Origin of the sequence: Aequorivita iocasae (assembly GCF_016757735.1) — a bacterium.
Taxonomy (GTDB): Bacteria; Bacteroidota; Bacteroidia; order Flavobacteriales; family Flavobacteriaceae; genus Aequorivita; species Aequorivita iocasae.
Genome location: NZ_CP068439.1, coordinates 3,272,408 through 3,298,197 on the forward strand (window position 1 = coordinate 3,272,408; position 25,790 = coordinate 3,298,197).

A 25,790-nucleotide genomic window follows, 5' to 3' on the forward strand; every position below is an offset into this window, starting at 1 on the left:
CGAAGCTCTCCTAAGTATGTTTTAACTCTGTTTAATTTTTTATCAATTTCTTTATAACATTATTCTCTTCCGAAGAAATCTTAACGAAATAAACACCGTTTTCTAACGAAGAAACATTCATCGTCAACATTCCGTTCTGCGGAATTATTTTTTCCGTTAGCAATACTTTACCTTGAATGTCATACAATGAAATTGTTGTTTCCGAAACCATTTGCGATGATTGAACGGTAATGGTTTTATACGTTGGGTTGGGGTAAATATTTAAATCATCAAAGGCAAAAGAATTCATCGAAAGGATTTCATCTGTTTCAATTTCAAAAGAAGTTTCAGTAAAGCAATTTGTCTCTACATTTTCCACTTTCACAAAAATAGTTTGCGGATTTATAAAGTTTATATAGTTTGAGGGATCGAGAATTAGAATATTATTCTGCAAATCCAGTTCAGTTGAGAAATAAGAAACAATATGTTCTGAAGGGTCTAACCCCGCAAGCATTACGGCGTTATTTAGTGTAAGGTTAAAAATTGCAAAACCATCGCCATCACCTTCATCTATGAAAATATCATTGGGCTGGGCTATTTCCGGATAGTTATTTATTACCAAAGGAAGTGTTACAACTGCAAAACTGCTTTCATCAGAATTCACGACTCTGGCGAAAACCTCATCAAAAAAAGGACTATCATTAATATAAGGATCGGAAAGCACATTCAGGTTGTTTTCGGCATCTGTAGCTGACGAATGGTATGTAATGGTTAGGCTTGGATCGCCCAATGCTATATCTGAATCTGCTTGATGTAATTGAAAACTTGTAAAACCATCATTGTCGGTATCGCAAACTACTAAGGCATCGGGGTTTTGGTTAACAACAATTGGAGATACTGAGATTAAAATTTCAAAATCATTGTTAGTGCCGTCTGTTTCAGAAATAGATCCATCGGCATTAATAGTAGCCTTTAAAGAAAAATTTGATGGTGTTCCAATTGGAAGTGCTATGGTCGCAACTTCACTAATTGTTCCACCTATTGGTACAATTTGATTGGTTTGTACTGTTCCAAACTCAACACCATCTGCATAAAAAGTGATGGGCACGCCAGAAGGTAAGATAGCTGTGCTGTTTACGTTACTTACCGTGTAGGTTATCTGTATCTGGTCTTGTTGTGGAAAAGCTGTGGCGCCATCTATTACAATGGTTGGGTCGGGCAATTCAGAATTTACAACGGTTATTATATTGTTTATCATTATAAAATCCTGTTGCGAGCTAAGTTGTATAGCCATACTGGTATCGCCAGGCTGAACAATTCCAATTAAATCATAATAATCCATATCCATATTAAACAGTTGGTTGGAATTTGTGTAACTGTTCGTGCTATTAAAAGCATTTATTCCTGGATTTAGTGGAGGATTATCAATTAGCACATTATTGATAAACAAACTTTCACCATTTGCTATTGCCGCATCGCCTTCCCACGCTAAAAAGCCAATTTTTGCCAATAGATCACTTGATATATCTATATTGTTAAGAATTATATTTAGCGTAGTGTTGTTGATTGAAACAGATTCCAAACCGTCAAAAACAGCAATTTGATTCAACAATAATGCGGGATCTTCAAACACAACAATAATAGACCACCCGCCGTAATTGGTGCCGCAATAAGTGGGTAAAGTGCCAGAAATATCCATATCAGAAAATGTATAAGTTCCATTGCCATGAGCCTCTACAATAGATGTAACATCAGCATAAGCTGCGAAGTAAGGCAAACCGTTATTCACATGCGAAAATGTTCTCTGTGCAGAAACATCAATTCCATTCAATTTTACATCAAAATCGCCCGCTGCAGAACCAGACCAATATAACATTGCGGAAACCAAGGTTTGGCTAGGCAATAAAGTTAAATTTGCACTGCTTTCGGTTAGAATTGTGCAAAATCCTCCACCATTATTATTCTCACCTTCATTGAGCGTATTTCCAACAGCAATATAATCGTACCGACCGTTTAATTGACGGAATTGCTGAATCTGTTGTGCAAAAAACGAAAAGGAAAAAAGACCAAAGACCAATGGTAGAAGTAAGTTTTTCATCAATAATTTTTTTTCCGCAAGATATAAAAACATTCCAAAGCATTAAGAAAAATTTAACTTTTGCGCTTACTATTTGATTCATTGTCAATTTTTCCCTAATCTTGTCTTTAAAAAAACAAATGAAACAGACCCTATTCAAACTTTTGCTTTTAGCAATTATGGTTTTATTTACGGCATGCCTGGGAGATGATGTGGACATTGATAACAACCGCCGCATTTTGGTAAAAGGGAAAATTGTGGACAAAGAAGGCAATCCGTTGCCCGATATTATTATTGTAACGAGTGCTAATAGCGATCCATTGGGGCAAACCCAAAGTGATGCATCCGGAAATTTTCGACTTATTTCTTTAGATGAGGAATTTGACCCTTTGGATGTTTTCATTAATATAGATCCCTACTTTTCCTTAAATGTGGATTACGATTATTCTAGCCTTGCATATCGGTCATCGGTTCACAACGATAGACTTTTATATGATTTGGGGACAATAATTCTTGGGGATAAGGCAGAACTTAATCTCACTTTCAATAATTTGTTAGGTGATGAAAATACTCTGAGTTATACAATAAAGTATACCCCTGCCAACTGCGAGCTTCCTTTAAATGTAGCCAATTCGCCTGACAATTGTGATCTTGCCGCTATACGTGAAGGAAACCTGAGCCCAATTTCAGAAAACACAACAGTCTCCATTGAAAGTATTTTAAGAACTACAGTCCTTTTGGAATATTCCCTAAACTTTGAACCTGTGCAAACCATTGAAATTCCCTTAACCAACTTAGATACAAATTATGTATTCGAATATTAGATTCTTTCTTATAGTCCTATTTATTTCAACTACCACTTTTGCACAGGAAACCCATTCGGAAGAAACCGAAATTGAGGAAAACGGGCATAAAGTGGGCAATGTAATTATCGGGGCATATTTTCCTATTGCTTTTGGAGACAACTTTGTTAATAACGGAATGGACCTGAAAGGTGGCGGAAAAATTGCTTTAAAAGTAAATACCTATAAAACCTTTTTTGTAGGGCCCTACCTCAGCTTTTTTAAAGGCTCTGTTACCGACCAAGTTTCGTTGGGCAATTATGAAAGTACTACAAACATACTAATTGGCGGGGTAGTTGGTTATGATTTCTATATCAGCAATTTTGATGTTTCAATTGGTGCGGGAGTTGGCTATTCTGTGTATGCAAACAGAGGTCTGGGCGACAAGTTCAACGATACAGCTACCGCTCTTTGGTTTAGCCCAGAAGTAAGTTATAGATTAAATACCTATTTGGGTATTTTTATGGCACCCGAATTGCGCCATGATTTTATGAATATTGATGTTCCTTCCGAACTCGAAGATTCCTTTGGCGGGGTAAATTACTTCAACATTAGTTTCGGGCTTCGCATTAATTTGGGCAGCGGATATAAGTTTCAGTAACGTATCTTTGTAGGATGTACAAAAGCATCACAAGTTTTCATAACCCGCTGATAAAACAGATTGCGCTATTACAAGAAAAATCGCGCGAACGCCGCAAAACGCAACTTTTTGTAATTGAAGGGCTGCGCGAAATTTCATTAGCAATAAAAGGGGGCTATCTTTTGAAAACCGTACTTTTTTGTCCTGATATTATTTCAGAGGAAGAAGTTTTTATACTGAAAGAAACTTCAAACAGTGAAGCCGAATTCATTGAAATCGCTTCTGATATTTACGAAAAGCTCGCATACCGAAGTTCAACGGAAGGCGTTTTGGCTATAGCACATTCTAAAGCCTTAGAACTTGCCGACCTACATCTAGCAACCAAAAACCCTTTAATTTTAGTAGCCGAAGCCTTTGAAAAGCCTGGTAATATTGGCGCGCTACTTCGTACGGCAGATGCAGCAAAAGTAAATGCCGTAATCATTGCCAATCCAAAGACCGATATGTTTAACCCAAACATTATCCGCAGTAGTGTGGGGTGTTTGTTTACCAATAAAATTGCAGTGGGAAGCACTTCGGAAATCATTTCATTTTTAAAAGAAAATAATATTAATATTTACTGTGCCGCATTGCAAGCTTCCGTTTCGTACGACACTTGTGATTTTACAAGAAGCACTGCAATAGTAGTTGGCACCGAAGCCACGGGACTTTCCGAGGAATGGTTACAAAACAGCACCCAAAACATCATCATCCCCATGCAGGGCGAAATAGACAGTATGAATGTTTCCGTAGCCGGGGGAATCCTTATATTTGAGGCAAAGCGCCAGCGTGGATTTTAGTATTCAGTTGCAGTCGCAGTTTGCAGTAGTAACTTGAAACCAGAAACTTGAAACCGGAAACTCTTTTCTTTATAATTATAGCAATCTTGGTCATCAGCTTTGTGATTGACCAAATATTAGATTTCCTCAATGCAAAACACTTTAACGACCCACTTCCCGCAGAATTACAGGATGTTTTTGATGAGGAAGAATACAAGAAATCGCAACGCTACAAAAAGGAACGTTACAAATTCGGAATACTTACTTCAGCAATTTCGCTCATCGCTACCCTCCTATTCTTCTTTTTTGATGGCTTTGCCTTTGTAGATAGTTTTGCGCGTTCCGTATCAAGCAATGAAATTATAATCGCCTTAGTTTTCTTCGGAACCATAATGATTGCAAGCGACATCCTGAGCACGCCCTTCAGCTATTACAGCACTTTTGTTATTGAAGAGAAATACGGTTTTAATAAAACCACACGTAAAACTTTTTTCCTTGACAAACTAAAAGGATGGGCAATGGGAGCCGTAATTGGCGGAATTCTTTTGGGTGCCATTATTTGGTTTTACCAAAGCACGGGCAAAGACTTTTGGCTCTACGCGTGGGGAATAATCACGGTTTTCACCATATTAATGAACCTGTTTTACGCGAGATTGATTGTTCCGCTTTTCAACAAACAAACCCCGTTGGAGGAAGGGTCGCTTCGTTCACAAATAGAAACTTATGCTTCAAAAGTAGGTTTCACACTAGATAAAATTTTTATAATCGACGGAAGCAAACGCAGTACAAAGGCCAATGCGTATTTCTCTGGTTTTGGCAGTGAAAAGCGCGTCACGTTGTATGATACGCTAATAAAAGATTTAAACGAAGAAGAAATAGTGGCCGTCCTTGCTCACGAGGTAGGCCATTACAAACGGAACCATATTATCATCAACCTTTTCGCAGCTGTCGTTACCACAGGTTTTACGCTTTGGCTGTTATCGCTTTTTATAGGAAATCCGCTGCTTTCTGAAGCATTAAATATTTCGCAACCCTCATTCCATATTGGATTGATAGCCTTCGGCGTACTTTATAGCCCAATTTCGGGCATCACAAGTTTGTTGATGAATTACTTAAGTAGAAAATTTGAATACCAAGCAGATAATTTTGCCAAACATACTTACGCTGCACTTCCCTTAATTTCAGGCCTTAAAAAACTCTCGAAAAACAACCTTAGCAACCTCACCCCACATCCGTTGTATGTGTTTGCACATTACTCACACCCTACACTTTTACAGCGCTTTCGGAATTTGAAGAAATGATTTTTATCATTTTAATATATTGTAGGAAAAAGCTACTTTGCGCACTGTTAAAAAAATTCCAATGAAAACAAAACTACTATTCCTATCAACACTATTCTTATCTTTTTCAATTAACGCCCAAATAGATTTTGAAGCGCATATTACTGTGGACGATACAGGCGGAACAAACAATCCGACATCAGTCTATGCCGCCGACCTTGATGGTGATGGCGATATGGATATGATATCTTCTTCCATAAACGACTCTAAATTAGCTTGGTATAAAAATACAAATGGAAGTTTCGGAGCACAACAAATAATTACAGAAAACGCAATTAGAACCAACCAAGTAATTGCTATAGATATTGATAATGATGGTGATATAGATTTAGTTAATGCTACCTATTATGGTATCTTTTGGTATGAAAACGTAGACGGTCAAGGAAATTTTGGAACTCCGCAAACTGTTAGCGCTCCAGATACACAAGCCAGAGAAATTCAAGCAGCAGATATGGACGGCGACGGCGATTTGGATATAACTGCAAATTCTAGCTCAACCAATTCAATTGCATGGTTTGAAAATATGGATGGGCAAGGTACTTTTTCTGTTGAGCACATTATCGCAAACAATTCAGCTAGCTATAATAATATTTATGTGGAAGATCTTGATAGCGATGGCGATATGGATATTTTGGTCTCAGACTATACAAATGATAATGTTTCTTGGTTCAAGAATATCAATGGTCAAGGAGATTTTGGCTCAATACAAGTTATCTCAACAAATGTGCAACGTCCAAGAGGGGTTTCGGCGGCAGATATTGATGGCGATGGAGATAAAGACGTTCTTGCCACTTCCCTATTATTCGACCAAAAATTAGTTTGGTATGAAAATTTAAACGGACAGGGCAATTTTGGTCCACAGCGTTTTGTAAGTGCTGATGTACAAGGTCAATTTTTGGTCACTTCTGCAGATGTGGATAATGATGGCTATTTAGACGTAATATCAGGATCCGATGCCCAAGGAATAATTTATTGGTACAAAAATCTGGATGGCCTTGGTAATTTCGGACCAAAACAACAAATAACAAACCAAACAGAATATCTTAGGGAAATGAACTTGGCAGATTTGGATAGCGATGGCGATTTAGATTTAATTTCCGCCTCTGCTACAGATGACAAAATAGCCTATTACATAAATACTGATGGACAAGGAAATTTTGGTACTCAAAATGTTGTGGTGGAAATTAACGGTACCAACAGACCATATACAGTTATGTCTATTGATATGGATGGTGATGGCGATAAGGATGTAATTTGTGCATCCAGTGGTGATGACAAAATATCTTGGTTAGAAAATATGGATGGTATAGGAAACTTTTCTTCACCAAAAACCATTTCTTTACAATTGAATTATCCAATCTCTATTGACGCGGCAGACATTGATGGCGATGGAGACATGGATGTAGTTTCTCAATCATATTATAATAACACAGTAGCGTGGTTTGAAAATATGGATGGGCAGGGCACCTCTTTCACAGCTCATATTTTTAGTCCGCTTATTTCATCTCCTTACGTAACCTATCCTATGGATGTAGATAATGATGGTGATATTGATATTGTTTCAGGTGGTGATTTTGGACTCTTATGGTATGAAAACGTTGATAGCCAAGGAAATTTTAGCCCAACCCAAGTTATTAATACCACAGGCATGTGTATAGAATCTGTTAGAGCTGCAGATATTGACAGTGATGGACTTTTAGATTTAGTTGCAGCAGACTGGTGTAATGATGTCCTATTTTGGCATAAAAATAACGGGGGAGGTAACTTTGGAGCACAACAAACAATTTCAACAGAAATAAGTGGTTCATTTTCCGTGGATATAAAAGATATGGATAATGACGGCGATCAGGACGTCCTTGCTTCCTCATTCGGCGACCATTCCGTAATTTGGTTTGAAAATTTAGATAACCAAGGTACTTTTGGCCCATTGAGAGTTATAAATAATAATACAGAGGGCGCCTATGAAGTCTATGCTAAAGATTTAGATGCAGATGGAGATATGGATGTACTTACAGCTTCTTTTTCTAGCAATACGGTCTTTTGGCATGAAAATCTTGGTAGTGGGAATTTTGGTTCAGAACAAATAGTCTCCTCCCAAGTTGACAATACAACTTGTGTATTTGCAGATGATTTTAACGACGACGGAAAAATGGACGTACTAGCATCGTCATATTCCTTAGACGAAATAATCTGGTTCGAAAACCGCGGCCCACTCGGCACCGAAGAAAACACAACTAACCTTTTCAGCATCTACCCAAACCCAACAAACGGTTTTTTAAATATTAAATCCGCTACACCGCTTTCCGAAATAACCGTTTATAACAACCTCGGGCAACTGCTTTTCATTTCACAAAAGAAGAATCAAGTAGATATTTCAATTTTAAGCAAGGGAATTTATTTCGTAAAAATAAAAGGTGAAAACGGACAAACAGAAACTAAAAAAGTGATTAAAAATTAGATCTTTAAAAGATGAAACAAATATTACTCCTTCTCGCATTATTCTCTATAAACACATATGCCCAAATAGATGTAGAACCGCATATCATTGTAGATTCAAATCCTGAAGTAGATGGCCCGTATGCTTTAACTTCCGCAGACATTGATAGTGATGGAGACAAAGATTTGTTCGCTACATCCACAAAAGGCGACAGAGTTGTTTGGTTCAAAAATCTGGACGGCCAGGGCAATTTTTCCGAACCAATTTTTATCTCCGCTACAATGGACTATCCAATGGGTCTATCCATCGCCGATATAGATAACGATAATGATCTGGATCTCATTGCAATTTCAAACAACGATCATAAAATTGCGTGGTTCGAAAATTTGGACGGGCTGGGGAATTTCGGCCCCCTAAGACTTGCAGGTAGTTTTACCTATGTGCAAACAGTGGATGTAAAAGATATGGATGGAGACGGCGATATCGACATTGTTGCGGGTGGAAATTTCAAGATCAGTTGGTTGGAAAACTTGGATGGGTTAGGCACCTTCGCCCCAGAAAAAATAATTTCGGAGGAAGCATATACAGAATCCCTCCAAGTGGGTGATATTGACGGAGATGGCGATATGGATGTAATTATGGCAGACTGGCCAAGAAATATGGTTGCTTGGTATGAAAATATAGACGGGCAAGGTACTTTTGGACCCGAGCTGGTAATAACTGTTGAAGCTTTTTGGACCAATACTGTGGTTTTAGCAGACTTTGACAATGATGGCGATTTAGATGCTGCTTCCATTTCAGATAGCGAATACATAGCGTGGTATGAAAATACCGATGGGCAAGGCAATTTCGGTCAACCTATTATCATTGTTGAAGATATATCTCTAGCATACAAAATGCATGCTGCAGATATCGACAGTGATGGGGACATAGATCTTTTTGCTTCACTCTATTTTGATGGTGATCTTATATTACTGGAGAATGATGGCGCAGGAAATTTCAACGCCCCTCAAGTTTTTTATTCAGATGAATTTAGCCCTGTATCCATTATAGTTGATGATTTTAACGGAGATAACAAAATGGATGTTGCGGCCGGAATTTATGTAAATATTGTTTTTGAAGACGATCAAATAATCTGGTTCGAAAACCGCGGCCCACTCGGCACCGAAGAAAACACAACTAACCTTTTCACCATCTACCCCAACCCAACAAACGGTTTGCTATACATAAAATCTACAACCTCAATTACTGAAATAACCGTTTACAACAACCTAGGCCAACTACTTTTCACTTCGGAAGAAAAAAATCAAGTGGATATTTCAACCTTATGCGAAGGAATCTACTTCATTAAAATCAATGATAAAAACGGACAAACAGAAACTAAAAAAGTGGTAAAAAAATAAATTGAAGTATCTTTCAAGGTAATTTGTCCAAGCCCTTGAAACCAATTACCCGCACCGTCTGGATCCTATCCCTTGTCAGTCTGTTTACAGACATGGCAAGCGAAATACTCTATCCAATAATGCCCATCTATTTAAAAAGCATTGGGTTTTCAATACTCTTAATAGGTATTTTGGAAGGTTTAGTTGAAGCTGTGGCAGGATTGAGCAAAGGATATTTTGGCCAACTTTCCGATAGTAAAGTAAAGCGAGCGCCCTTCGTGCAATTAGGTTATTCGCTCAGCGCCATTTCAAAACCGATGATGGCATTCTTCGTTTATCCGTTGTGGATTTTCTTTGCAAGAACCACAGATCGTCTCGGCAAAGGAATAAGAACCGGCGCACGCGATGCCATGCTTTCCGCAGAAACGAATAAAACCAACAAAGGAAAAGTTTTTGGTTTCCATCGGTCCATGGATACGTTTGGTGCCGTCCTCGGCCCAGCCTTAGCTTTGGTGTATCTCTATTTCTATCCCGAAGATTATATCAATTTATTTTACATCGCCTTCATCCCGGGGGTTTTAGCTGTTGTTGCTTCATTTCTTTTGAAAGACAAAAAAATAGAAACTACTTCTCAAAAAAAGAAAATAAATTTCTTCTCCTTCATAAAATACTGGAAGCAAAGTTCTGCAGAATACCGAAAAGTAGTTCGTGGACTTCTGTTTTTTGCCCTCTTCAACAGCAGTGATGTTTTTCTGCTTTTAAAAGCGAAAGATGCAGGACTGGACGATACTTGGGTAATCGGCATCTACATTTTCTACAATTTAATTTACGCCCTCACAGCCTATCCGCTGGGAAGCTTTGCAGATAAAATCGGTTTGAAAAAAATGTTCCTATTCGGATTAATAATATTCAGTTTGGTTTACTTCGGAATGGGTTTAACCACTAACCTATACACCATCATAGCCCTCTTCTTCGGCTACGGAATCTATGCCGCCGCTACTGAGGGCATTTCAAAAGCTTGGATTACAAACATTTGCAAAGATGAAAACACCGCAACGGCCGTGGGAACCTACACCGCTTTCCAAAGCATACTGGCAATGGCGGCAAGTGTAATGGCGGGACTGTTGTGGTTCTATTTTGGTGCAAACGTTACTTTTTTTATAACAGCCATAGCAACTATTTTCGTGGTTTTTTATTTTCTTCAACTAAAACTTTCAGCTTAAAACTTTAAACTTTCAACTTTCAACTTTAAAGGAAATAGTATCTTTGCCCACTGTTAAGATTTTTACACTTATGACAATTTCATACAACTGGCTAAAACAATTTATAAACCTTCCTTGGGACGCAGAAAAAACTGGCGAATTATTGACAGACCTAGGTCTTGAAGTAGAAGGAATAGAAGATTTTTGTTCCGTAAAGGGCGGTTTGGAAGGTGTTGTGGTTGGCCACGTGTTAGAATGCACCCAACATACCAATGCAGATAGATTGAAAGTAACCAAAGTTGACATTGGTACTGGCGAACCTATACAAATAGTTTGCGGCGCACCCAATGTTGCTGTTGGTCAAAAAGTTCCGGTAGCCACAGTAGGCACTACACTTTATGACGCTGAAGATAAAACTTGGCAAATAAACAAAGGTAAAATCCGTGGTGAGGTTAGTGAAGGAATGATATGTGCCGAAGACGAACTGGGGCTGGGAAAATCACACGACGGAATTATGATTTTGGACGCAAAAATAAAAGCCGGGACATCTTTAGCCAAAGTGTTGGAAATTGAAAACGACAAAGTTTTTGAAATTGGCCTCACCCCAAACCGTGCCGATGCCATGAGTCATTGGGGTGTAGCGCGCGACTTAAAGGCCGGCTTGCTTCACAAGGATATTTCCACAAAATTAAATACCCCTTCTACAAGTAGTTTTAGAATAGACAATCGTACTTTAAAAATTGATGTAAGGGTTAAAGACAACGCTTTAGCACCCCGGTACTGTGGAATTACCATCAGCAATTTAAAGGTTGGGGCTTCCCCTGCCTGGGTTCAAAATAGATTGAAAGCTATCGGGCTTTCACCTATTAATAATATTGTGGATATCACCAATTACGTACTCCACGAACTTGGCCAACCGCTCCATGCCTTTGATGCCTCAAAAATTGCGGGAAATGTTGTAAATGTGACAACACTTCCTTCGGGCACAAAATTCACCACGCTTGACGGCATTGAGCGTGAGCTTCACGAGGAAGATTTAATGATTTGCGATGCCGAAAAACCCATGTGTATCGCTGGTGTTTTTGGCGGAATTAATAGCGGGGTCACAGAAAACACAACCAGTATTTTCTTGGAAAGTGCTTACTTTAACCCTGTCAGCATCCGCAAAACCGCGAAGCGCCATAACTTGAGCACTGATGCTTCCTTCCGCTTTGAAAGAGGAATAGACCCAAACATAGCTGATTATGCTCTACGCCACGCGGCCATTTTGATTGTGCAGATCGCTGGCGGACAAATAACCAGTGATTTGATTGATGTGTATCCAAAAAAGATAGAGGACCATCAGGTATTTTTAAATTTTGAAAAAGCTAATAAATTGATTGGGGAAGAAATTCCGAAAGAAACCATTAAGGAAATTCTTACTTCGCTTGAGATGAAAGTGAACAATGTAACCGAAACTGGCATCGGGATGACCATTCCCGCTTACCGAAACGACGTTACTCGCGATGTGGATGTAATTGAGGAAATACTGCGGGTGTATGGTTACAACAACGTAAAATTTACACAAAAACTGAATGCTTCCATTTCAACCATTTTGCCGGGGGAAGATTATTCCGTTCAAAATAAAATTGCCTCACGGCTTACGGCCATCGGTTTCCACGAAATGTTGAACAATTCCCTTACCTCCTCAAAATATTCAACGCTGAGTGAAACTATAAAGAAAAATTACAACGTTGCCATGCTCAATCCGTTGAGTCAGGATTTATCCGTTATGCGGCAATCTATGCTTTTTTCTGGTCTAGAAGCTATTGAATACAACAGCAATCGTAAAAATAACAATTTAAAGTTTTTTGAATTCGGGAAAACCTACCACAACTTTCCGGGCGGTCGAACCGAAACCAAGCATTTGTCGCTCTTTGTAACAGGTTTAAAAAACGAGAGCAACTGGGCAACTCCGGATGCGAAAAGTAATTTTTTCTTCGGAAAAGGTGTCATTACGACAATCATGGAAGGGTTGGGACTTGATAATTACACGGAAGAAACCCCAGAGAATGATGTTTTTTCGGAAGCTATCGCCTTTAAAAGAAATAAAGATATACTTGTGGAATTTGGAATTGTAAAGACCAAAATCACCAAAGAACTTGATGTTGAGGCCGAAGTTTTTTACGCAGATTTCAATTGGGATTTGGTTTTGAAACAAATACCGGCAGGCAACTTCAAGTTAAAACCGATTGCTAAATTTCCTGCTGCCCAGCGGGATTTCGCACTTCTTTTGGACGATTCAGTAAAGTTTGGAGATTTGCGCAACGCAGCATTTCAATCAGAAAAAAAATTATTGAAAGGTGTTACACTTTTTGATGTGTATAAAGGTAAAAACCTGCCCGAGGGCAAAAAGAGTTATGCCATAAGCTTTACCATTCAAGATGAAGAAAAAACATTAACGGATAAGCAAATTGATAAGATAATGGGCAAACTACAGCAAAAATTTGAAAATGATTTTGGGGCTGTCCTTCGCTAAAAACATATACTACAAAAAAACAGCGACTTTTGGGTCGCTGTTTTCTTTTTAAATAATTGGGATTTGGAGACAAATTTTTATTTAGGCAAAACAACACTGTCAATAACGTGAATTACACCATTTGATTGGTTTACATCTGCTATTGTTACAGTAGCCATTCCGCCGTTTTCGTCCATTAGCATTATATTTTTGCCTTTCATAGTTGCACTTAAAGTTCCACCACTCACAGTCTTATAGGTTGCTTTTCCATTAGCTTTTGTTATGTCCTTTTTAATATCTGAGGCGCTGTGCTTTCCTGAAACTACGTGATACGTTAGGATGGTCTGCAATTTCATTTTATTTTCAGGTTTAAGTAAAGATTCAACTGTTCCCTTGGGTAGTTTTTCAAATGCTGAATTGGTTGGGGCAAAAACAGTAAATGGCCCATCACTCTGTAGCGTTTCAACCAAATCTGCTGTTTTTACCGCTGCAACCAGTGTTGTATGGTCTTTTGAGTTTACGGCGTTTGCCACAATGGTTTTGGAGGGGTACATTTCGGCACCCCCCACCATTACTGTTTTTTCATTTTTCATCATTTTGTCCTGTGCAATAATTGATGTTGTTCCGGCCACCAGGGCAATAGAAAATAATGCTGTTGTAATAAGTTTTGATTTCATAATGTGTTTTTAGTTTATGTTATGTACCTATAAACGAAAGTCTGGAAACTGCGGTTTTGCAATTTCCAGACTTTAAGGTTTATTTAACTTTTATAAACTAATCTTCCTTAGGTGGAAAAATCACTTTATCTATAATATGGAAAAAACCATTTTTATGGTAAAAATCTGAGGCGATAACCGTTGCTGTTCCTTTTTCAGAATCTACCAGTTGCAACTGCCCATTTACTTCTCGAACCCCTAAACTTTGACCATCTAGTGTTTTCAGATAAATGGTTCCGGCATTTTTGGCTATTTCATTTTTTAATGCATAACTATCTACCCTGCCTGGCACTGCCAAGTACTTAACTACCGAATTTATTACCAATGTATTGTCTAAAATGGAATCCCGATTTTTTTTTGATAAATTCAAAAAGGCTTCATCCGAAATAGCAAAAATTGTTACCATTTCTTGATTTTCCAGTTTCTTTCTTAAGGATTCGTTTTTTAACACCTTAGCCAAAACTGTAAAATTTGGGGCCTTTTCGATATTTTCATAAAAAGTTTTATTTGATGTAAAGTTACTTTCACCAAATATTTTGGAAACTTCATCACTTTTAGTGGATTTGTATTTTTGTGCAGAAACATTTGCTCCACAACTAATTGTAAAAAGTATCAGAAATATAGTGTTGATTTTCATATAAAAAAATTAAGATTGTAAATATAACAAATACAAAGCCAATATTGAGAGAAAGCCAAATAGGTTCTACATATTTAAAATTTCAACCAAACTGTGTTAAATTGTTGTTTTGGTGAATTGTACTATGTAAATTTAGTTTTTAAAAAAAATGCAGCCCATGTTTTCGCGAACAAATATTGAAAAGCAGTTACTCAAATACCGCTCCATACGGATTGGTGAAGCGTCTGTTATGACTGAGGTAAAGAGGATTTTTTCTGAAAATGAAACCCAGCGCGAAGCTATCCTTTCTAATTTAAACGAAAAATCTGAAGAAATTGAAAACAATTTCAATTTTGATCTGCTAGAAAGTTCGCAAATTTTTCATCTTGCTGATATTAAAAATCTTTGCGTGAACTACCGTTTACGCTTTTTGGATTCACGTTACTTTAAGGCAGGTTTTCCCGAAGAGGCCATTTCAGAAATAAGAAACTTAGAAAAAAAGCACGGTATTGCCCTTAAAAATTTCAAAATTTTGGCTCCAGCAAAACTACTGAAGCTTGAAAACGCAGACGATCCGTTACTTTTTGCGCCCATGGGAAATGATTATTTTTACCTTATTCACAAATGGGGAAATGATCTGCATCCCTTTAGAAAATTGTTGATGTGGCCATACAAAAGTTTTGAGAATCTAGTATTTATGGTTGCCGTGCTCAGTTTAATAATAACAGCGTTAATGCCCATGCAATGGTTTACTCCTATGGGGAGTTTTCAGGAGTATTTGTTTTTGTTTCTTATTATTTTTAAGGGTGTGGGTGGAATGGTCATTTTTTATGGCTTCTCCAAGGGAAAAAATTTCAATGGCGCCATTTGGAACAGTAAATATTACAATGCTTGAGTTTCCCAAGTCAGTATTAAAAAAAATCTTTTAAATAAATTAAGCAATAACAAACTATAAAAAGATGTCAGAAAACACAGAAGAAACAATTAGAATATATACTGGATCCGATATTATGGCCGAGGCGCTCGTAGGAAGATTGGAAGAAGCAAATATTACCCCAATCCTCAGGGATGACCAGCAGAGTGGCGTTATGTTTGGTTACGGAAATAAATTTGATGATCAAGTGCGGGTATTTGTGCGCAAGGACGAGCTTGCCATAGCCCAGCCAATTGTCGATTCATTTTTAAAAGAGACAGAAGAATAAGTGTATGTCTGAAACAAAACGAATTTACACGGGCCCAACATTAATAGCCAAAGGTCTTGTAGCCAGATTGAATGAAATTGGCATTAACCCTATTGAAAGAAACGATCATGACAGTAGTGTACGTGCGGGTTTTACAATGAGCATTGCCAACCAAACAATGATTTTTATACGAAAGGACGAATTTGAAAAGGCAAAAGAAACCATTGAAGAATTCTTAAAAGAAATTGGCGACCACTAAATTGGTCGCCAATTTTTTAAGCTTCAACTGCGTACATTTTATCGCGCAGTTCCTTAATTTTTTTATCACCCATATATTCGTCAAAACTCATATAGCGATCAATCGCACCGTTGGGGGTAAGTTCAATAATGCGGTTACCTACCGTTTGGGCAAACTCATGATCATGCGTGGTCAATAAAACCGTTCCCTTGAAATTTTTTAATGAATTGTTAAAAGCTGTAATGGATTCCAAATCTAAGTGGTTTGTAGGCTCATCAAGCATCAAAACATTAGCGCGTAGCATCATCATCCGGCTTAGCATACAGCGCACTTTTTCGCCTCCAGAAAGCACACTGCTTTTCTTTAAGGCCTCTTCACCACTGAAGAGCATTTTTCCCAAGAAGCCCCGAAGAAAAACTTCTTCGCGCTCCTCCTCTGTTTTAGCGTATTGACGCAACCAGTCTACCAACGAAAGATTGTTTTGAAAAAACTCTTCATTGTCTAAAGGCAAATAACTTTGGTTTGTGGTAATTCCCCATTGAAAGGAACCCGTATCCGGTTTTGCGTGCCCATTCAATATTTCATAAAATGCCGTGGCAGCTCGGGAATCTCGTGAATAAATAACCACTTTATCGCCCTTCGCCAAGTTGATGTCCACATTTTTAAAAAGTACTTCGCCGTCAATAGAAGCAGAAAGGTTTTCTACATTTAAAATCTGGTCGCCTGCTTCACGCTCGCGTTCAAAAATAATTGCCGGATAACGGCGGCTGGAAGGCTTTATTTCTTCAACATTTAGCTTTTCGAGCATTTTTTTTCGGGATGTTGCTTGCTTGCTCTTTGCTACGTTTGCACTGAAACGCATAATAAATTCCTGTAGCTCTTTGCGCTTTTCCTCGGCCTTTTTATTTTGCTGAGCGCGCTGACGGGCCGCAAGTTGGCTACTTTCATACCAAAAAGTATAGTTACCGCTGTAATGGTTAATTTTTCCGAAGTCAATATCACTAATGTGTGTGCAAACGGAGTCTAAAAAGTGACGGTCATGTGAAACCACAATTACGCAGTTATCATAATTTGCTAAAAAGTTTTCCAGCCAACTGATCGTTTCATAGTCAAGATCGTTGGTAGGCTCATCCATAATAAGCACGTCTGGATTTCCAAACAGTGCCTGTGCCAAAAGCACACGTACTTTTTGTTTTCCGTCCAAATCCTTCATCATGGTATAATGCAAGCTTTCGTCAATGCCTAAATTTGAAAGCATTGCCGCGGCATCACTATCAGCGTTCCATCCGTTCATTTCTTCAAAAGCTACTTGAAGTTCGCCAATTTTTTCAGCGTTTTCATCTGTATAATCTTCGTAAAGTTTATCTATTTGGGTTTTTATGGAGAATAATTCCTTATTGCCACGAACCACTGTTTCCAAAACATTATAATCATCATATGCGTTGTGGTTTTGCTCCAGAACAGACATGCGCTTGCCCTTCTCTAAATGAACGTGGCCGGAAGTAGGATCCTGCTTGCCTGAAATGATTTTCAAAAAGGTAGATTTTCCGGCTCCATTGGCACCAATAATGCCATAAATATTGCCACTTGTGAACTGTGTGCTCACTTCGTCAAACAAGACTCTTTTACCAAATTGTACCGAAAGATTTGAAACTGAAAGCATAAATTTTTAAATTTTGCGCAAAAGTAGGTATTTAAGCGACACTCTGAAAACATTAACGTTTTTATAATCCTTTTAACTACCATTTAACAAATTGCCATATACGGGTCGGCTACATTTGTTCATAAATCTTCAACTAAGTGCTATTGTTTAAAAAATTACTCCCATTTTTAATATTTATTCTAGTACTATCCTGCAAAGACAAGGAAGAAAACGCTGTACAGACTACCTGGATAGGAGGTCAAATAGTAAATCCAACGCTAGATTATATTATTTTTTCAAGAGGAAAGGACATTCTGGACACCGTAAAATTGGACTCCAACAACTTCTTTTTATACAAGACGGATAAAATATCTCCAGGACTCTATAATTTAAAGCACAGTGAATCGCAGGTGTTCTACATAGAACCTGGCGATAGTTTGTTGATGCACATAAACACAAGGGATTTTGATGAGTCTTTGGCATATTCCGGAAGGGGCGGAGAACAAAACAATTTATTGATGTATCTGTATTTGAGGAATGAGTCTGAAAACAATAATCTGACCAAGTGGTACACACTACCTTCAGAGGAATTTACCCGCAAAATAGATTCACTTAAACAAATAAAGCTTCAGGAATATAATGATTTCATTGAAAAGAATGAGGTTTCAGAAAATTTTAAAAATGCTGCACTGGCTAACATTACCTATGATTATTTCATTAAAAAAGAAAAATACGCCGCGGCCAATAGAAACAATGTAGAAAAATTTGACAAAAACTTTTTTGATTATAGAAAAGATATAGATTTTGAAAGGGATGAACTGAAATTTTATTATCCCTATTATCGTTTTATGAACCGTTATTTTGAAAACATGGTTTTTTCAGAATATGGCATCAATTCAAATGTTGATCGCAATTCATTCGATTTTAATTTCAGAAAAATCCAGCTAATTGACAGCATGATAACTTCTGATACTTTAAAAAACAGCTTGTTGCGTTATAACGCGTTGTGGTACTTGATAAACGCGACCGATGCTAAGGAAGAAAGTAAGTTTTTTGAGGAATTCTCTAAAATGAATACCGACAAAAAACATGTTGAAGAAGTGGGAAAAATGTATGAAGCGACCATTAAACTTACCCCGGGAAATACAATTCCAAATGTGGCGCTAGTAAATACCGAAAATGTGGTGAAGGATTTATTGAGCCTAATCAAAGCGCCCACGGTAATTTATTTCTGGTCTGGGCAATCACCTGCGCATTATAAAAATATTCACAATCGTTCCGCCGAGTTAAAATCAAAATATCCCGAATATGATTTTTTGGGCATAAATACCGACACTCATTATAAAAAATGGCGCCAGACCATTATTAACTCAAGCTATAACCCGACACAAGAATTCCAGATAGAAAACTTGAACGATGCCGAAAAGAAACTCTTACTGAAATACATAAACGGCGCAATAATTCTGGATAAAAATGGAGTAATTCTTGAGGGAAAAACAAATATGTTCAATGCAAATTTTGAAGAACTGCTTTTAGGTTTTCTTAATAAATAATCCCTCCCGAACACTCCAATAAAAAAAACCAACTTTTTATTCCGTTACAAATAGCGCTTCCGTTCCATTTAATTGCCCTTGTTATAATCTTCTAAAAACTGTTTCAAACCACTATCAGTTAAAGGATGTTTTAACAAACCTTCAATTGACGATAGAGGCCCGGTCATTACATCAGCACCTATTTTTGCGCAATTTATAACGTGCATGGTATGGCGTACGGAGGCTGCAAGAATCTGGGTTTCGAAACCGTAATTGTCATAAATCAAGCGGATGTCTGCAATCAGTTCCAGTCCATCTGTTGAAATATCGTCTAATCTTCCAATAAAAGGGGAAACGTAAGTTGCTCCCGCTTTAGCAGCCAATAAGGCTTGGCCTGCCGAAAAAACCAAGGTACAATTGGTACGGATTCCGTGGTCTGTGAAGTATTTAATTGCCTTTACCCCTTCTTTTATCATTGGTACTTTTACCACAATTTGTGGATGAAGCTCTGCAAGCTCCTCGCCTTCTTTTATCATTCCCTTTAAATCGGTTGCAATTACCTCTGCTGAAACATCGCCGTCCACAATATTGCAAATGTCCACATAATGTTTCAAGATATTGTTGCGCCCGGTAATGCCTTCCTTTGCCATTAACGAAGGATTTGTGGTTACACCGTCGAGTACACCCAAGTCTTGGGCTTCTTTTATTTGGTCAAGGTTTGCGGTATCGATAAAGAATTTCATATTGGCACTTTCAAATTAGATTACAAAAATAAGTAAGTTTTCACAGATAATACTTAAATATCATAATCACTTCAACCCATAATGCCGTAAAAGCATACGTTCATAAACCTTATCGGGCAGAATTCTTTTTAGCACAATAGAAATTTTCTGCAATGAAGAGCCCACCTTATAATGAATTCGGGGGTTTTCGGTTTCAATTATTTTATGGACCGCTTTTGCCATTTGCAAGGGATTTCCGCCATTATCTACATGCGTGTTCATCATTTTCAGTGTATTTCCGTAGTCATTTTTATATGGAGAATTTTCCAGAATTGGTGCGTGATAGCGACTAGCGGCAATATTGGTGGCAAAATCTCCCGGAGCGATGTTGGTCATTTTTATGCCAAACTGAAGCGTCTCCATTCGCATTGCCTCAATGGTAATTTCCAGCGCAGCTTTGCTAGCTGAATAAATACCCCGGTACGGAAGCCCCATATATCCTGCGATTGAAGTAATATTCAAAATATACCCAAAACCCTGCTTGCGCATTTGGGGCAATACGGCTTTTATTACGTTTATAGGGCCGTATAAATTGGTTTCGAAGGCTTTTTTAATTTCTGTTTCCGGCGTTTCTTCGATGGGTCCGGTAATACCTACCCCAGCATTGTTGATTACAACGTCAATTTTTTCTACATTCTTCAATACTTCAGCAATAGCAGCGTTAATAGAGTCTATATTGTTGACGTCCATTTTTAGAAGCGTAAACACAGAATTTGTAATTTTTTCTGGATTTCGGCTGGTTCCAAAAACTTGGTAGCCTTTTTCAGTAAGATAGTCGCCAATGGCTTTACCAATTCCTGAAGAACCGCCTGTGATGAGTACTGTTGTTGGCATAAAAGGTTGTTGAGAAGCAAAGGACGAGAAAAAAGAAAAGAGAAAAAAGAAAAGAGAGGAAATTTTGGAGCTCAACGAAAGTTTAGCGCACAAAAAATGGCAAGCTACCTACATCACACCGCTACGACCGTATACCCTTGCTGCGTTCCCGCCCTGGGGGATTCAACAGGAGCTGGTTGTGTAGGACTTGCCGCTGCAAAGATAAGGCTTTTTAAGGTTTTCGCAAGCATTTTTATAGTTCAATTTTAATAAATACCTTGCAGAAAAATTATAGTTCATAATGAAAATCCATAACATTTTAGTTGCTACCTTATTAGGGCTTTTAGTGGGCAGCTGCGGTAGTAATTCGGAGGAAAAAAAAGATATTTTTTCTCTGAAAATCAACAACCCCAAAAAAACGTACACCACAGAAGATGTGCTAAGTATTTCCTTAAACAACAAAAAGAATATTGAAATTGATTCCGTTCTTTATTTTTTAAACAATGATAGGATTGGGATTTCTGGCGATAAAATTTCCCTTTCGGGAAAAAAGCTCGGTGAAAAAACATTAAAAGCTCAAATATTTAGTGATGGCGAAGCATATGAGGCTTCTCAAAAAATTATGCTCCTTGCTTCCATAAAACCAAAACTATACACTTATAAAGTAATTGAAACCTACCCGCACGATATAAAAGCCTACACCCAAGGTTTGGAATTTGAAAATGACACATTATACGAAAGCACTGGGCAGTACAAACAATCATCGCTTCGGAAAACGGATTACACAACAGGCAAAGTACTTAAAAAAGTAAGCCTGCCCGATCCATATTTTGGAGAAGGACTCACCATTCTAAACAATAAAATTTACCAACTTACGTGGCGTGAAAAAACGGGCTTCATTTACAATCTGGAAACGATGGAACAAACCGGAACTTTTGTCTATGGTAAAAGTAAAGAAGGATGGGGGCTTTGCCACGATGCGGAAAAGAATATTTATAAAAGTGACGGTACCGATAGAATTTGGACATTAAATTCAAATACACTTGCTGAAAAGGATTATATTGAAATTTTCACCAATACCAGCAAAATAAATAGCGTAAACGAGCTGGAATGGGTTGAAGGAAAAATATACGCAAACGTTTACCAGCAAGGTTCCATCGCCATCATTGACCCTTCAAACGGTGCCGTGGAAGGGGTAATAGACTTAACCGATCTAAAAGACAAAGTGACCCAGCACCCAGAATTGGATGTACTCAACGGCATAGCCTATAAGGGTGAGCCCAACATTCTCTATATAACCGGAAAAAACTGGGACAAGCTTTTCAAGATCGAGATCTTAGAGAAATAATACAAAAAATTTCAAATAAACATTTCCCTCATTGAAACGACCGCTTTACTCAAAAGCGGTTTTTTTATGGTTTTATGTTTGGTTCCTTTGAATCAACAAAAACCAATTATTATGAAAAAATCCATCGTAATCAAAATTCCAGAGCCCTGCCACGAAGACTGGGCAAAAATGACCGCTACCGAAAAGGGGAAATTTTGTAATATCTGCACAAAGGAAGTTATCGATTTAACATCTAAAAACGATGAGGAATTGGTTAAAATTCTCACTAAAAGCAAAGATACCTGCGGAAGGGTAAAAACATCACAACTCAATCGCGAGGTGAATTTGGAGCGTAAAAGTAGGCAAAGCCTTGCCCCACTCGCAGCCTCTATGCTGCTCCCGTTGACGCTTTTTTCAAACAATCCCAATTCCGAAAAAATTTCAAGGTCAGAAAAACCAATGGTTTCTATGGGTATTGGCCGTTTCAGCAATAATGCAGATAGAATGCATGTAAAGACTACAGGAGTGGTAAGGGATGAAAATGGAAATCCGCTACAAAATGTTGAAATAACCTCTAATGAAACGGAAGCGCGTGCTTGGACCAACAAAAAAGGGGAATATGAAATTTATACACTGGACAAGGAAATTCTTACTTTCAGCAAAGAGAATTTTCCAAATCAAATAATTAGGTTGCGGAAAGAAGCTGTTGTAAATGTTTTTATGGACTCTGGGAGTCGTATCTATACAAGTGTTATGCGCAAGATTGTTGCGCAGCCGGAAAAGGAAATGGAAAAAGAAAAAGCGACAGTATTTACCCAAGGAACGGTAACCGACGATACCGGGCTGCCGCTCCCCGGAACAAACATAATTATAAAAGGAACCTCTACTGGCACCCAAACCGATTTTGACGGCAATTATAAAATTGAAACCAAAGCGGGCGATGTTTTGGTGTTTAGCTACGTGGGCTTTGAGACAAAAGAAGTAACGGTTTCAAATACTTCAAATAATATTGATGTAAATCTGGATATGGGAGATTTTCTTCTGGGCGAAGTGGTTGTGGGCGGTATTTATTGGGAAACTCCAGCAGATTACCAGCCTCCAAAAGATCCTGATTGGTATGAAAAAGCAAAAAAAGCCTATAAAAATTCAGTCGAGTTTATGAAAATAAAACGTGAACGAAGAAAAGCGGAACGAAAAGCCAAACGAAAAAACAAATAGGTGCCAGCCAATTGCTTCCCGTAAACTTCATACTATAAAGGCTCCCCAAAACTTCTTCACAATACAATAATTAGCTTCATAAAAAGTTATATTTTTACCAAAATTATAATTGAATGAGGTATTTATACGGTTTGGCGATTTTGTGTTGCCTAGTATTGTGGAGTTCTTGCCGCAACGATTTTGAAACAGTAGCCAGCACCGGAAACTTAGAGTTTTCAAAAGATACGGTTTATCTGGACACTATTTTTTCAAACATTGGATCCAGTACCTACAATTTAAAAGTTTACAACCGTAGCGATGAAGATATAAACATTCCAAGCGTGCGTTTGGCCCAGGGTGAAGGCTCCAATTATCGTTTAAACGTAGATGGTGTGCCCGGAAAGGTTTTTGAAAACGTACAGGTTCTAGCTAAGGACAGTATCTTCATTTTTATTGAAACCACTTTTAATATCAACAACCTGCCCACAAACCCGAAAGATTTTCTTTATACCGACCAATTGCTTTTTGACAGTGGCGGAAACGAACAAAAAGTTGAATTGGTTACCCTTGTGAAAGATGCCGTATTCTTGTTTCCAGAGAAATTTGCCGACGGTACTTACGAAACATTGAACTTAGGACAAGACGAAAACGGCGAGGATATCCTTGTAAAAGGGTTTTTTCTGGAAGATGACGAACTTACATTTACCAATGAAAAACCGTATGTAATCTATGGTTATGCAGCTGTACCCAGCAATAAAACCCTCACGGTTGAAGCGGGTGCTCGAGTACATTTTCACAATGGAAGCGGAATAATTGTAGCTGAAAATGGAAGCATGAAATCCTTGGGCGAAAAAAGCTTGGATAGGGAAGCGATGGAAAACGAAGTGATTTTTGAAGGCGACCGACTTGAACCCGGCTTTGCAGATGTTCCCGGCCAATGGCTAACCATTTGGCTCACCCAGGGAAGCGTAAACAATGAATTTAATTTTACCACGATAAAAAATAGCACGGTAGGTTTATTGATAGAAAATTGTGAAGTTGAACTTAAAAACGTACAAATTTATAATTCCACCAATGTTGGTTTGCTTGCACGAACAGGGTTTGTGGACGCTGAAAATATAGTAATCAACAACAGTGGCCAATCCTCATTGGCTATCCAATTGGGTGGAAGCTACGAGTTTAGACATTCCACTTTGGCAAACTACTGGACAGAGGGTTTCCGTTCTTTTCCTGCTGTTTCCATAGACAATAGTTTAGAAACGGAAGAAGCGATATTTGTGGCAGACTTGATAAAAGCAGACTTTAAGAATTGTATCATTTACGGCAACGAGCGCCGTGAGTTTTCACTTTTCCAAAATACAGAGGCCGCTTTCAATTTCAACTTTGAGAATTGTTTACTGCGTTTTGAAGACCCAACGGGGGAATTTGGCGATGACCCTTTATATGATTTTAGCGATAGTAATTTATACTCCGCCACTGTATTTAATGCAGACCCTGTTTTCCAAGATACCGAAATGAATAATTTTAATATTGAAAAAGACGCTTCTGGCGCCGAAGGAATTGGTAAAATAGGGGTTGGACCCGCAGAAGATTTGAATGGTAATCCTAGACCATCCCCTCCAGACACCAACCCAGATGCTGGAGCTTACGAAGCTACTGAATTTCCTGCCGAATAGTCAATCATACCTATTCCAAAACACATTCTTTTGAAAGGTTTTGTATGAAATTATTTTGTCATCAACCATTTCAACATTAGCTTGGAGTTTTTGCGCTCCACGGCTTGCATTACCCAGGTATCTCCGCTGAAATAAAACCTTCGCTCTGCGGTCAACCCAAATTTCGAAGGATTTGAGTGGGAAAGCTTGAAATGCGAAACAATGCTATCTTTTTCAGAAACTTTATAATTCCCCGTATAACAGTATGATTTTGTGATATATTTTAAAGTTTCCACAGGAATGGAATCGTTGAAATTCGGCAAATCCATTCCCGCTTTTTCATATCCCCTTTCATAAAGATGAAGTGCTACGTGTGCGTTTGCATTTTAAAGTAGATAGCCTTGCTAAAAATACCAATCGAAATAATAATCTTCAGCTTTTTCTTGAATTTCAAATTTAGTAATCAATTCTTCCCTCCTTCGCTTCCCACTTTTTAAAAACCTCTCGGCCTTCTTCCCGCTCTAGATTTATAAAATTTATATTTCGATGTTCAATATTCTTATCTATTTCATCATAAATAAAATTATCTTCAAAGCCTATTTCTGCCGCGTCTTCTTTTGTGCACGCATAATAAACAGCCTTTGGCCTCGCCCAATAAATGGCCCCCAAACACATGGGGCAGGGCTCGCAGGACGTGTAAATTATACAATCGTCTAATTGGAACGAACCAAGCTCATCACAAGCTTTGCGAATGGCAACAACCTCAGCGTGGGCAGTTGGGTCGTTGCTGGAAGTAACTTTATTGAAACCTTCAGCTATAATTTTGCCATTCTTTACAACAATTGCCCCAAAGGGGCCACCGGCATTATTGTCCATACCTTTTTCGGAAAGTTCGATGGCGCGTTTTATAAATTGTTTGTCTTTTTGGGTAATCATT

The 25,790-nt window shown here is 38.1% G+C and carries 22 protein-coding genes, 1 other RNA gene and 1 pseudogene; 15 read left to right on the forward strand and 9 right to left on the reverse strand.

Features of this window, described 5'->3' with window-relative positions:
* Positions 1 to 31: 31 nt before the first annotated feature.
* Positions 32 to 2,077, reverse strand: a complete 2,046-nt coding sequence (locus JK629_RS15050) for a T9SS type A sorting domain-containing protein (protein ID WP_202336419.1) — start codon at positions 2,075 to 2,077, stop codon at positions 32 to 34.
* Between the two features lie 119 nt (positions 2,078 to 2,196).
* On the opposite strand from JK629_RS15050, the gene JK629_RS15055 reads away from it, so the two are divergent.
* The 8 genes from JK629_RS15055 to pheT all read left to right on the forward strand — a co-directional run bounded on the left by JK629_RS15055 (position 2,197) and on the right by pheT (position 13,175).
* A complete protein-coding gene (locus JK629_RS15055) occupies positions 2,197 to 2,880 on the forward strand; it encodes a carboxypeptidase-like regulatory domain-containing protein (RefSeq protein ID WP_202336420.1) in 684 nt (227 codons plus the stop codon).
* Complete coding sequence (locus JK629_RS15060) at positions 2,864 to 3,499, forward strand: hypothetical protein (RefSeq protein ID WP_202336421.1); 636 nt, start codon at positions 2,864 to 2,866, stop codon at positions 3,497 to 3,499. The genes JK629_RS15055 and JK629_RS15060 overlap by 17 nt, the downstream gene beginning before the upstream one ends.
* Positions 3,500 to 3,513: 14 nt before the next feature.
* Positions 3,514 to 4,317 carry a TrmH family RNA methyltransferase gene (locus tag JK629_RS15065; RefSeq protein WP_202336422.1) on the forward strand — a complete coding sequence of 268 codons (804 nt, stop codon included), beginning with the start codon at positions 3,514 to 3,516 and terminating at the stop codon, positions 4,315 to 4,317.
* Positions 4,318 to 4,364: 47 nt separating this feature from the next.
* Positions 4,365 to 5,597: a M48 family metallopeptidase gene (locus tag JK629_RS15070; RefSeq protein WP_202336423.1), complete on the forward strand. Its 1,233-nt coding sequence runs from the start codon at positions 4,365 to 4,367 to the stop codon at positions 5,595 to 5,597.
* A gap of 61 nt (positions 5,598 to 5,658) precedes the next feature.
* A complete protein-coding gene (locus tag JK629_RS15075) occupies positions 5,659 to 8,094 on the forward strand; it encodes a T9SS type A sorting domain-containing protein (protein ID WP_202336424.1) in 2,436 nt (811 codons plus the stop codon).
* A gap of 11 nt (positions 8,095 to 8,105) precedes the next feature.
* Complete coding sequence (locus JK629_RS15080; RefSeq protein ID WP_202336425.1) at positions 8,106 to 9,476, forward strand: T9SS type A sorting domain-containing protein; 1,371 nt, start codon at positions 8,106 to 8,108, stop codon at positions 9,474 to 9,476.
* Positions 9,477 to 9,511: 35 nt separating this feature from the next.
* Complete coding sequence (locus tag JK629_RS15085) at positions 9,512 to 10,678, forward strand: MFS transporter (RefSeq protein ID WP_202336426.1); 1,167 nt, start codon at positions 9,512 to 9,514, stop codon at positions 10,676 to 10,678.
* Positions 10,679 to 10,748: 70 nt separating this feature from the next.
* Positions 10,749 to 13,175 carry a phenylalanine--tRNA ligase subunit beta gene (gene pheT / locus JK629_RS15090; protein ID WP_202336427.1) on the forward strand — a complete coding sequence of 809 codons (2,427 nt, stop codon included), beginning with the start codon at positions 10,749 to 10,751 and terminating at the stop codon, positions 13,173 to 13,175.
* Positions 13,176 to 13,252: 77 nt separating this feature from the next.
* Here pheT and JK629_RS15095 read toward each other — a convergent pair whose 3' ends face one another.
* Positions 13,253 to 13,831: a fasciclin domain-containing protein gene (locus JK629_RS15095; RefSeq protein WP_202336428.1), complete on the reverse strand. Its 579-nt coding sequence runs from the start codon at positions 13,829 to 13,831 to the stop codon at positions 13,253 to 13,255.
* A gap of 97 nt (positions 13,832 to 13,928) precedes the next feature.
* Positions 13,929 to 14,507 (reverse strand): fasciclin domain-containing protein, encoded by a 579-nt coding sequence (locus JK629_RS15100; protein ID WP_202336429.1) that lies wholly within the window; start codon positions 14,505 to 14,507, stop codon positions 13,929 to 13,931.
* A gap of 157 nt (positions 14,508 to 14,664) precedes the next feature.
* On the opposite strand from JK629_RS15100, the gene JK629_RS15105 reads away from it, so the two are divergent.
* The 3 genes from JK629_RS15105 to JK629_RS15115 all read left to right on the forward strand — a co-directional run bounded on the left by JK629_RS15105 (position 14,665) and on the right by JK629_RS15115 (position 15,926).
* Positions 14,665 to 15,381: a hypothetical protein gene (locus JK629_RS15105; protein WP_202336430.1), complete on the forward strand. Its 717-nt coding sequence runs from the start codon at positions 14,665 to 14,667 to the stop codon at positions 15,379 to 15,381.
* Between the two features lie 64 nt (positions 15,382 to 15,445).
* Positions 15,446 to 15,688 (forward strand): putative signal transducing protein, encoded by a 243-nt coding sequence (locus JK629_RS15110; RefSeq protein WP_202336431.1) that lies wholly within the window; start codon positions 15,446 to 15,448, stop codon positions 15,686 to 15,688.
* A 4-nt stretch (positions 15,689 to 15,692) separates the two neighbouring features.
* Positions 15,693 to 15,926 (forward strand): DUF2007 domain-containing protein, encoded by a 234-nt coding sequence (locus tag JK629_RS15115; protein ID WP_202336432.1) that lies wholly within the window; start codon positions 15,693 to 15,695, stop codon positions 15,924 to 15,926.
* Between the two features lie 16 nt (positions 15,927 to 15,942).
* On the opposite strand, the gene JK629_RS15120 is transcribed toward JK629_RS15115, so the two are convergent.
* Positions 15,943 to 17,568 (reverse strand): ABC-F family ATP-binding cassette domain-containing protein, encoded by a 1,626-nt coding sequence (locus JK629_RS15120; RefSeq protein ID WP_202336433.1) that lies wholly within the window; start codon positions 17,566 to 17,568, stop codon positions 15,943 to 15,945.
* A 143-nt stretch (positions 17,569 to 17,711) separates the two neighbouring features.
* Between JK629_RS15120 and JK629_RS15125 the strand changes: the two genes are divergently transcribed.
* Positions 17,712 to 19,100, forward strand: coding sequence for a TlpA family protein disulfide reductase (locus JK629_RS15125; protein ID WP_202336434.1), 1,389 nt, complete (start codon positions 17,712 to 17,714; stop codon positions 19,098 to 19,100).
* Positions 19,101 to 19,168: 68 nt separating this feature from the next.
* On the opposite strand, the gene fsa is transcribed toward JK629_RS15125, so the two are convergent.
* The 3 genes from fsa to ffs form a co-directional block, all read right to left on the reverse strand.
* Positions 19,169 to 19,822 (reverse strand): fructose-6-phosphate aldolase, encoded by a 654-nt coding sequence (gene fsa / locus JK629_RS15130; protein ID WP_202336435.1) that lies wholly within the window; start codon positions 19,820 to 19,822, stop codon positions 19,169 to 19,171.
* Positions 19,823 to 19,888: 66 nt separating this feature from the next.
* On the reverse strand, positions 19,889 to 20,695 hold the full coding sequence (locus JK629_RS15135; protein ID WP_202336436.1) for an SDR family oxidoreductase: 807 nt from the start codon (positions 20,693 to 20,695) through the stop codon (positions 19,889 to 19,891).
* 94 nt (positions 20,696 to 20,789) lie between these two features.
* Positions 20,790 to 20,888, reverse strand: an RNA gene (gene ffs, locus JK629_RS15140) — signal recognition particle sRNA small type.
* An 87-nt stretch (positions 20,889 to 20,975) separates the two neighbouring features.
* Here ffs and JK629_RS15145 point away from each other — a divergent pair.
* The 3 genes from JK629_RS15145 to JK629_RS15155 all read left to right on the forward strand — a co-directional run bounded on the left by JK629_RS15145 (position 20,976) and on the right by JK629_RS15155 (position 24,874).
* Positions 20,976 to 22,022, forward strand: a complete 1,047-nt coding sequence (locus JK629_RS15145) for a glutaminyl-peptide cyclotransferase (protein ID WP_202336437.1) — start codon at positions 20,976 to 20,978, stop codon at positions 22,020 to 22,022.
* A gap of 111 nt (positions 22,023 to 22,133) precedes the next feature.
* Positions 22,134 to 23,219 (forward strand): carboxypeptidase-like regulatory domain-containing protein, encoded by a 1,086-nt coding sequence (locus JK629_RS15635; RefSeq protein WP_317193648.1) that lies wholly within the window; start codon positions 22,134 to 22,136, stop codon positions 23,217 to 23,219.
* Between the two features lie 113 nt (positions 23,220 to 23,332).
* The gene (locus JK629_RS15155; RefSeq protein WP_202336438.1) at positions 23,333 to 24,874 is read left to right on the forward strand and encodes a hypothetical protein; all 1,542 of its coding nucleotides are present in this window, start codon (positions 23,333 to 23,335) and stop codon (positions 24,872 to 24,874) included.
* Between the two features lie 50 nt (positions 24,875 to 24,924).
* On the opposite strand, the pseudogene JK629_RS15160 reads toward JK629_RS15155, so the two are convergent.
* Both JK629_RS15160 and JK629_RS15165 read right to left on the reverse strand, forming a co-directional pair.
* Positions 24,925 to 25,215 (reverse strand): annotated as a pseudogene (locus JK629_RS15160) (lipocalin-like domain-containing protein); the annotation flags it as partial.
* A 94-nt stretch (positions 25,216 to 25,309) separates the two neighbouring features.
* A complete protein-coding gene (locus JK629_RS15165) occupies positions 25,310 to 25,789 on the reverse strand; it encodes a nucleoside deaminase (protein ID WP_202336440.1) in 480 nt (159 codons plus the stop codon).
* Position 25,790 lies beyond the last annotated feature (1 nt).

Bases quoted from the DNA above. Each gene is read 5' to 3' on its own strand.
- JK629_RS15050 (WP_202336419.1), bottom strand. From the start codon at position 2,077: ATGAAAAACTTACTTCTACCATTGGTCTTTGGTCTTTTTTCCTTTTCG.
- JK629_RS15055 (WP_202336420.1), top strand. From the start codon at position 2,197: ATGAAACAGACCCTATTCAAACTTTTGCTTTTAGCAATTATGGTTTTA.
- JK629_RS15060 (WP_202336421.1), top strand. From the start codon at position 2,864: ATGTATTCGAATATTAGATTCTTTCTTATAGTCCTATTTATTTCAACT.
- JK629_RS15065 (WP_202336422.1), top strand. From the start codon at position 3,514: ATGTACAAAAGCATCACAAGTTTTCATAACCCGCTGATAAAACAGATT.
- JK629_RS15075 (WP_202336424.1), top strand. From the start codon at position 5,659: ATGAAAACAAAACTACTATTCCTATCAACACTATTCTTATCTTTTTCA.
- JK629_RS15080 (WP_202336425.1), top strand. From the start codon at position 8,106: ATGAAACAAATATTACTCCTTCTCGCATTATTCTCTATAAACACATAT.
- pheT (WP_202336427.1), top strand. From the start codon at position 10,749: ATGACAATTTCATACAACTGGCTAAAACAATTTATAAACCTTCCTTGG.
- JK629_RS15095 (WP_202336428.1), bottom strand. From the start codon at position 13,831: ATGAAATCAAAACTTATTACAACAGCATTATTTTCTATTGCCCTGGTG.
- JK629_RS15100 (WP_202336429.1), bottom strand. From the start codon at position 14,507: ATGAAAATCAACACTATATTTCTGATACTTTTTACAATTAGTTGTGGA.
- JK629_RS15105 (WP_202336430.1), top strand. From the start codon at position 14,665: ATGTTTTCGCGAACAAATATTGAAAAGCAGTTACTCAAATACCGCTCC.
- JK629_RS15110 (WP_202336431.1), top strand. From the start codon at position 15,446: ATGTCAGAAAACACAGAAGAAACAATTAGAATATATACTGGATCCGAT.
- JK629_RS15115 (WP_202336432.1), top strand. From the start codon at position 15,693: ATGTCTGAAACAAAACGAATTTACACGGGCCCAACATTAATAGCCAAA.
- JK629_RS15120 (WP_202336433.1), bottom strand. From the start codon at position 17,568: ATGCTTTCAGTTTCAAATCTTTCGGTACAATTTGGTAAAAGAGTCTTG.
- fsa (WP_202336435.1), bottom strand. From the start codon at position 19,822: ATGAAATTCTTTATCGATACCGCAAACCTTGACCAAATAAAAGAAGCC.
- JK629_RS15135 (WP_202336436.1), bottom strand. From the start codon at position 20,695: ATGCCAACAACAGTACTCATCACAGGCGGTTCTTCAGGAATTGGTAAA.
- JK629_RS15145 (WP_202336437.1), top strand. From the start codon at position 20,976: ATGAAAATCCATAACATTTTAGTTGCTACCTTATTAGGGCTTTTAGTG.
- JK629_RS15635 (WP_317193648.1), top strand. From the start codon at position 22,134: ATGAAAAAATCCATCGTAATCAAAATTCCAGAGCCCTGCCACGAAGAC.
- JK629_RS15155 (WP_202336438.1), top strand. From the start codon at position 23,333: ATGAGGTATTTATACGGTTTGGCGATTTTGTGTTGCCTAGTATTGTGG.
- JK629_RS15165 (WP_202336440.1), bottom strand. From the start codon at position 25,789: ATGATTACCCAAAAAGACAAACAATTTATAAAACGCGCCATCGAACTT.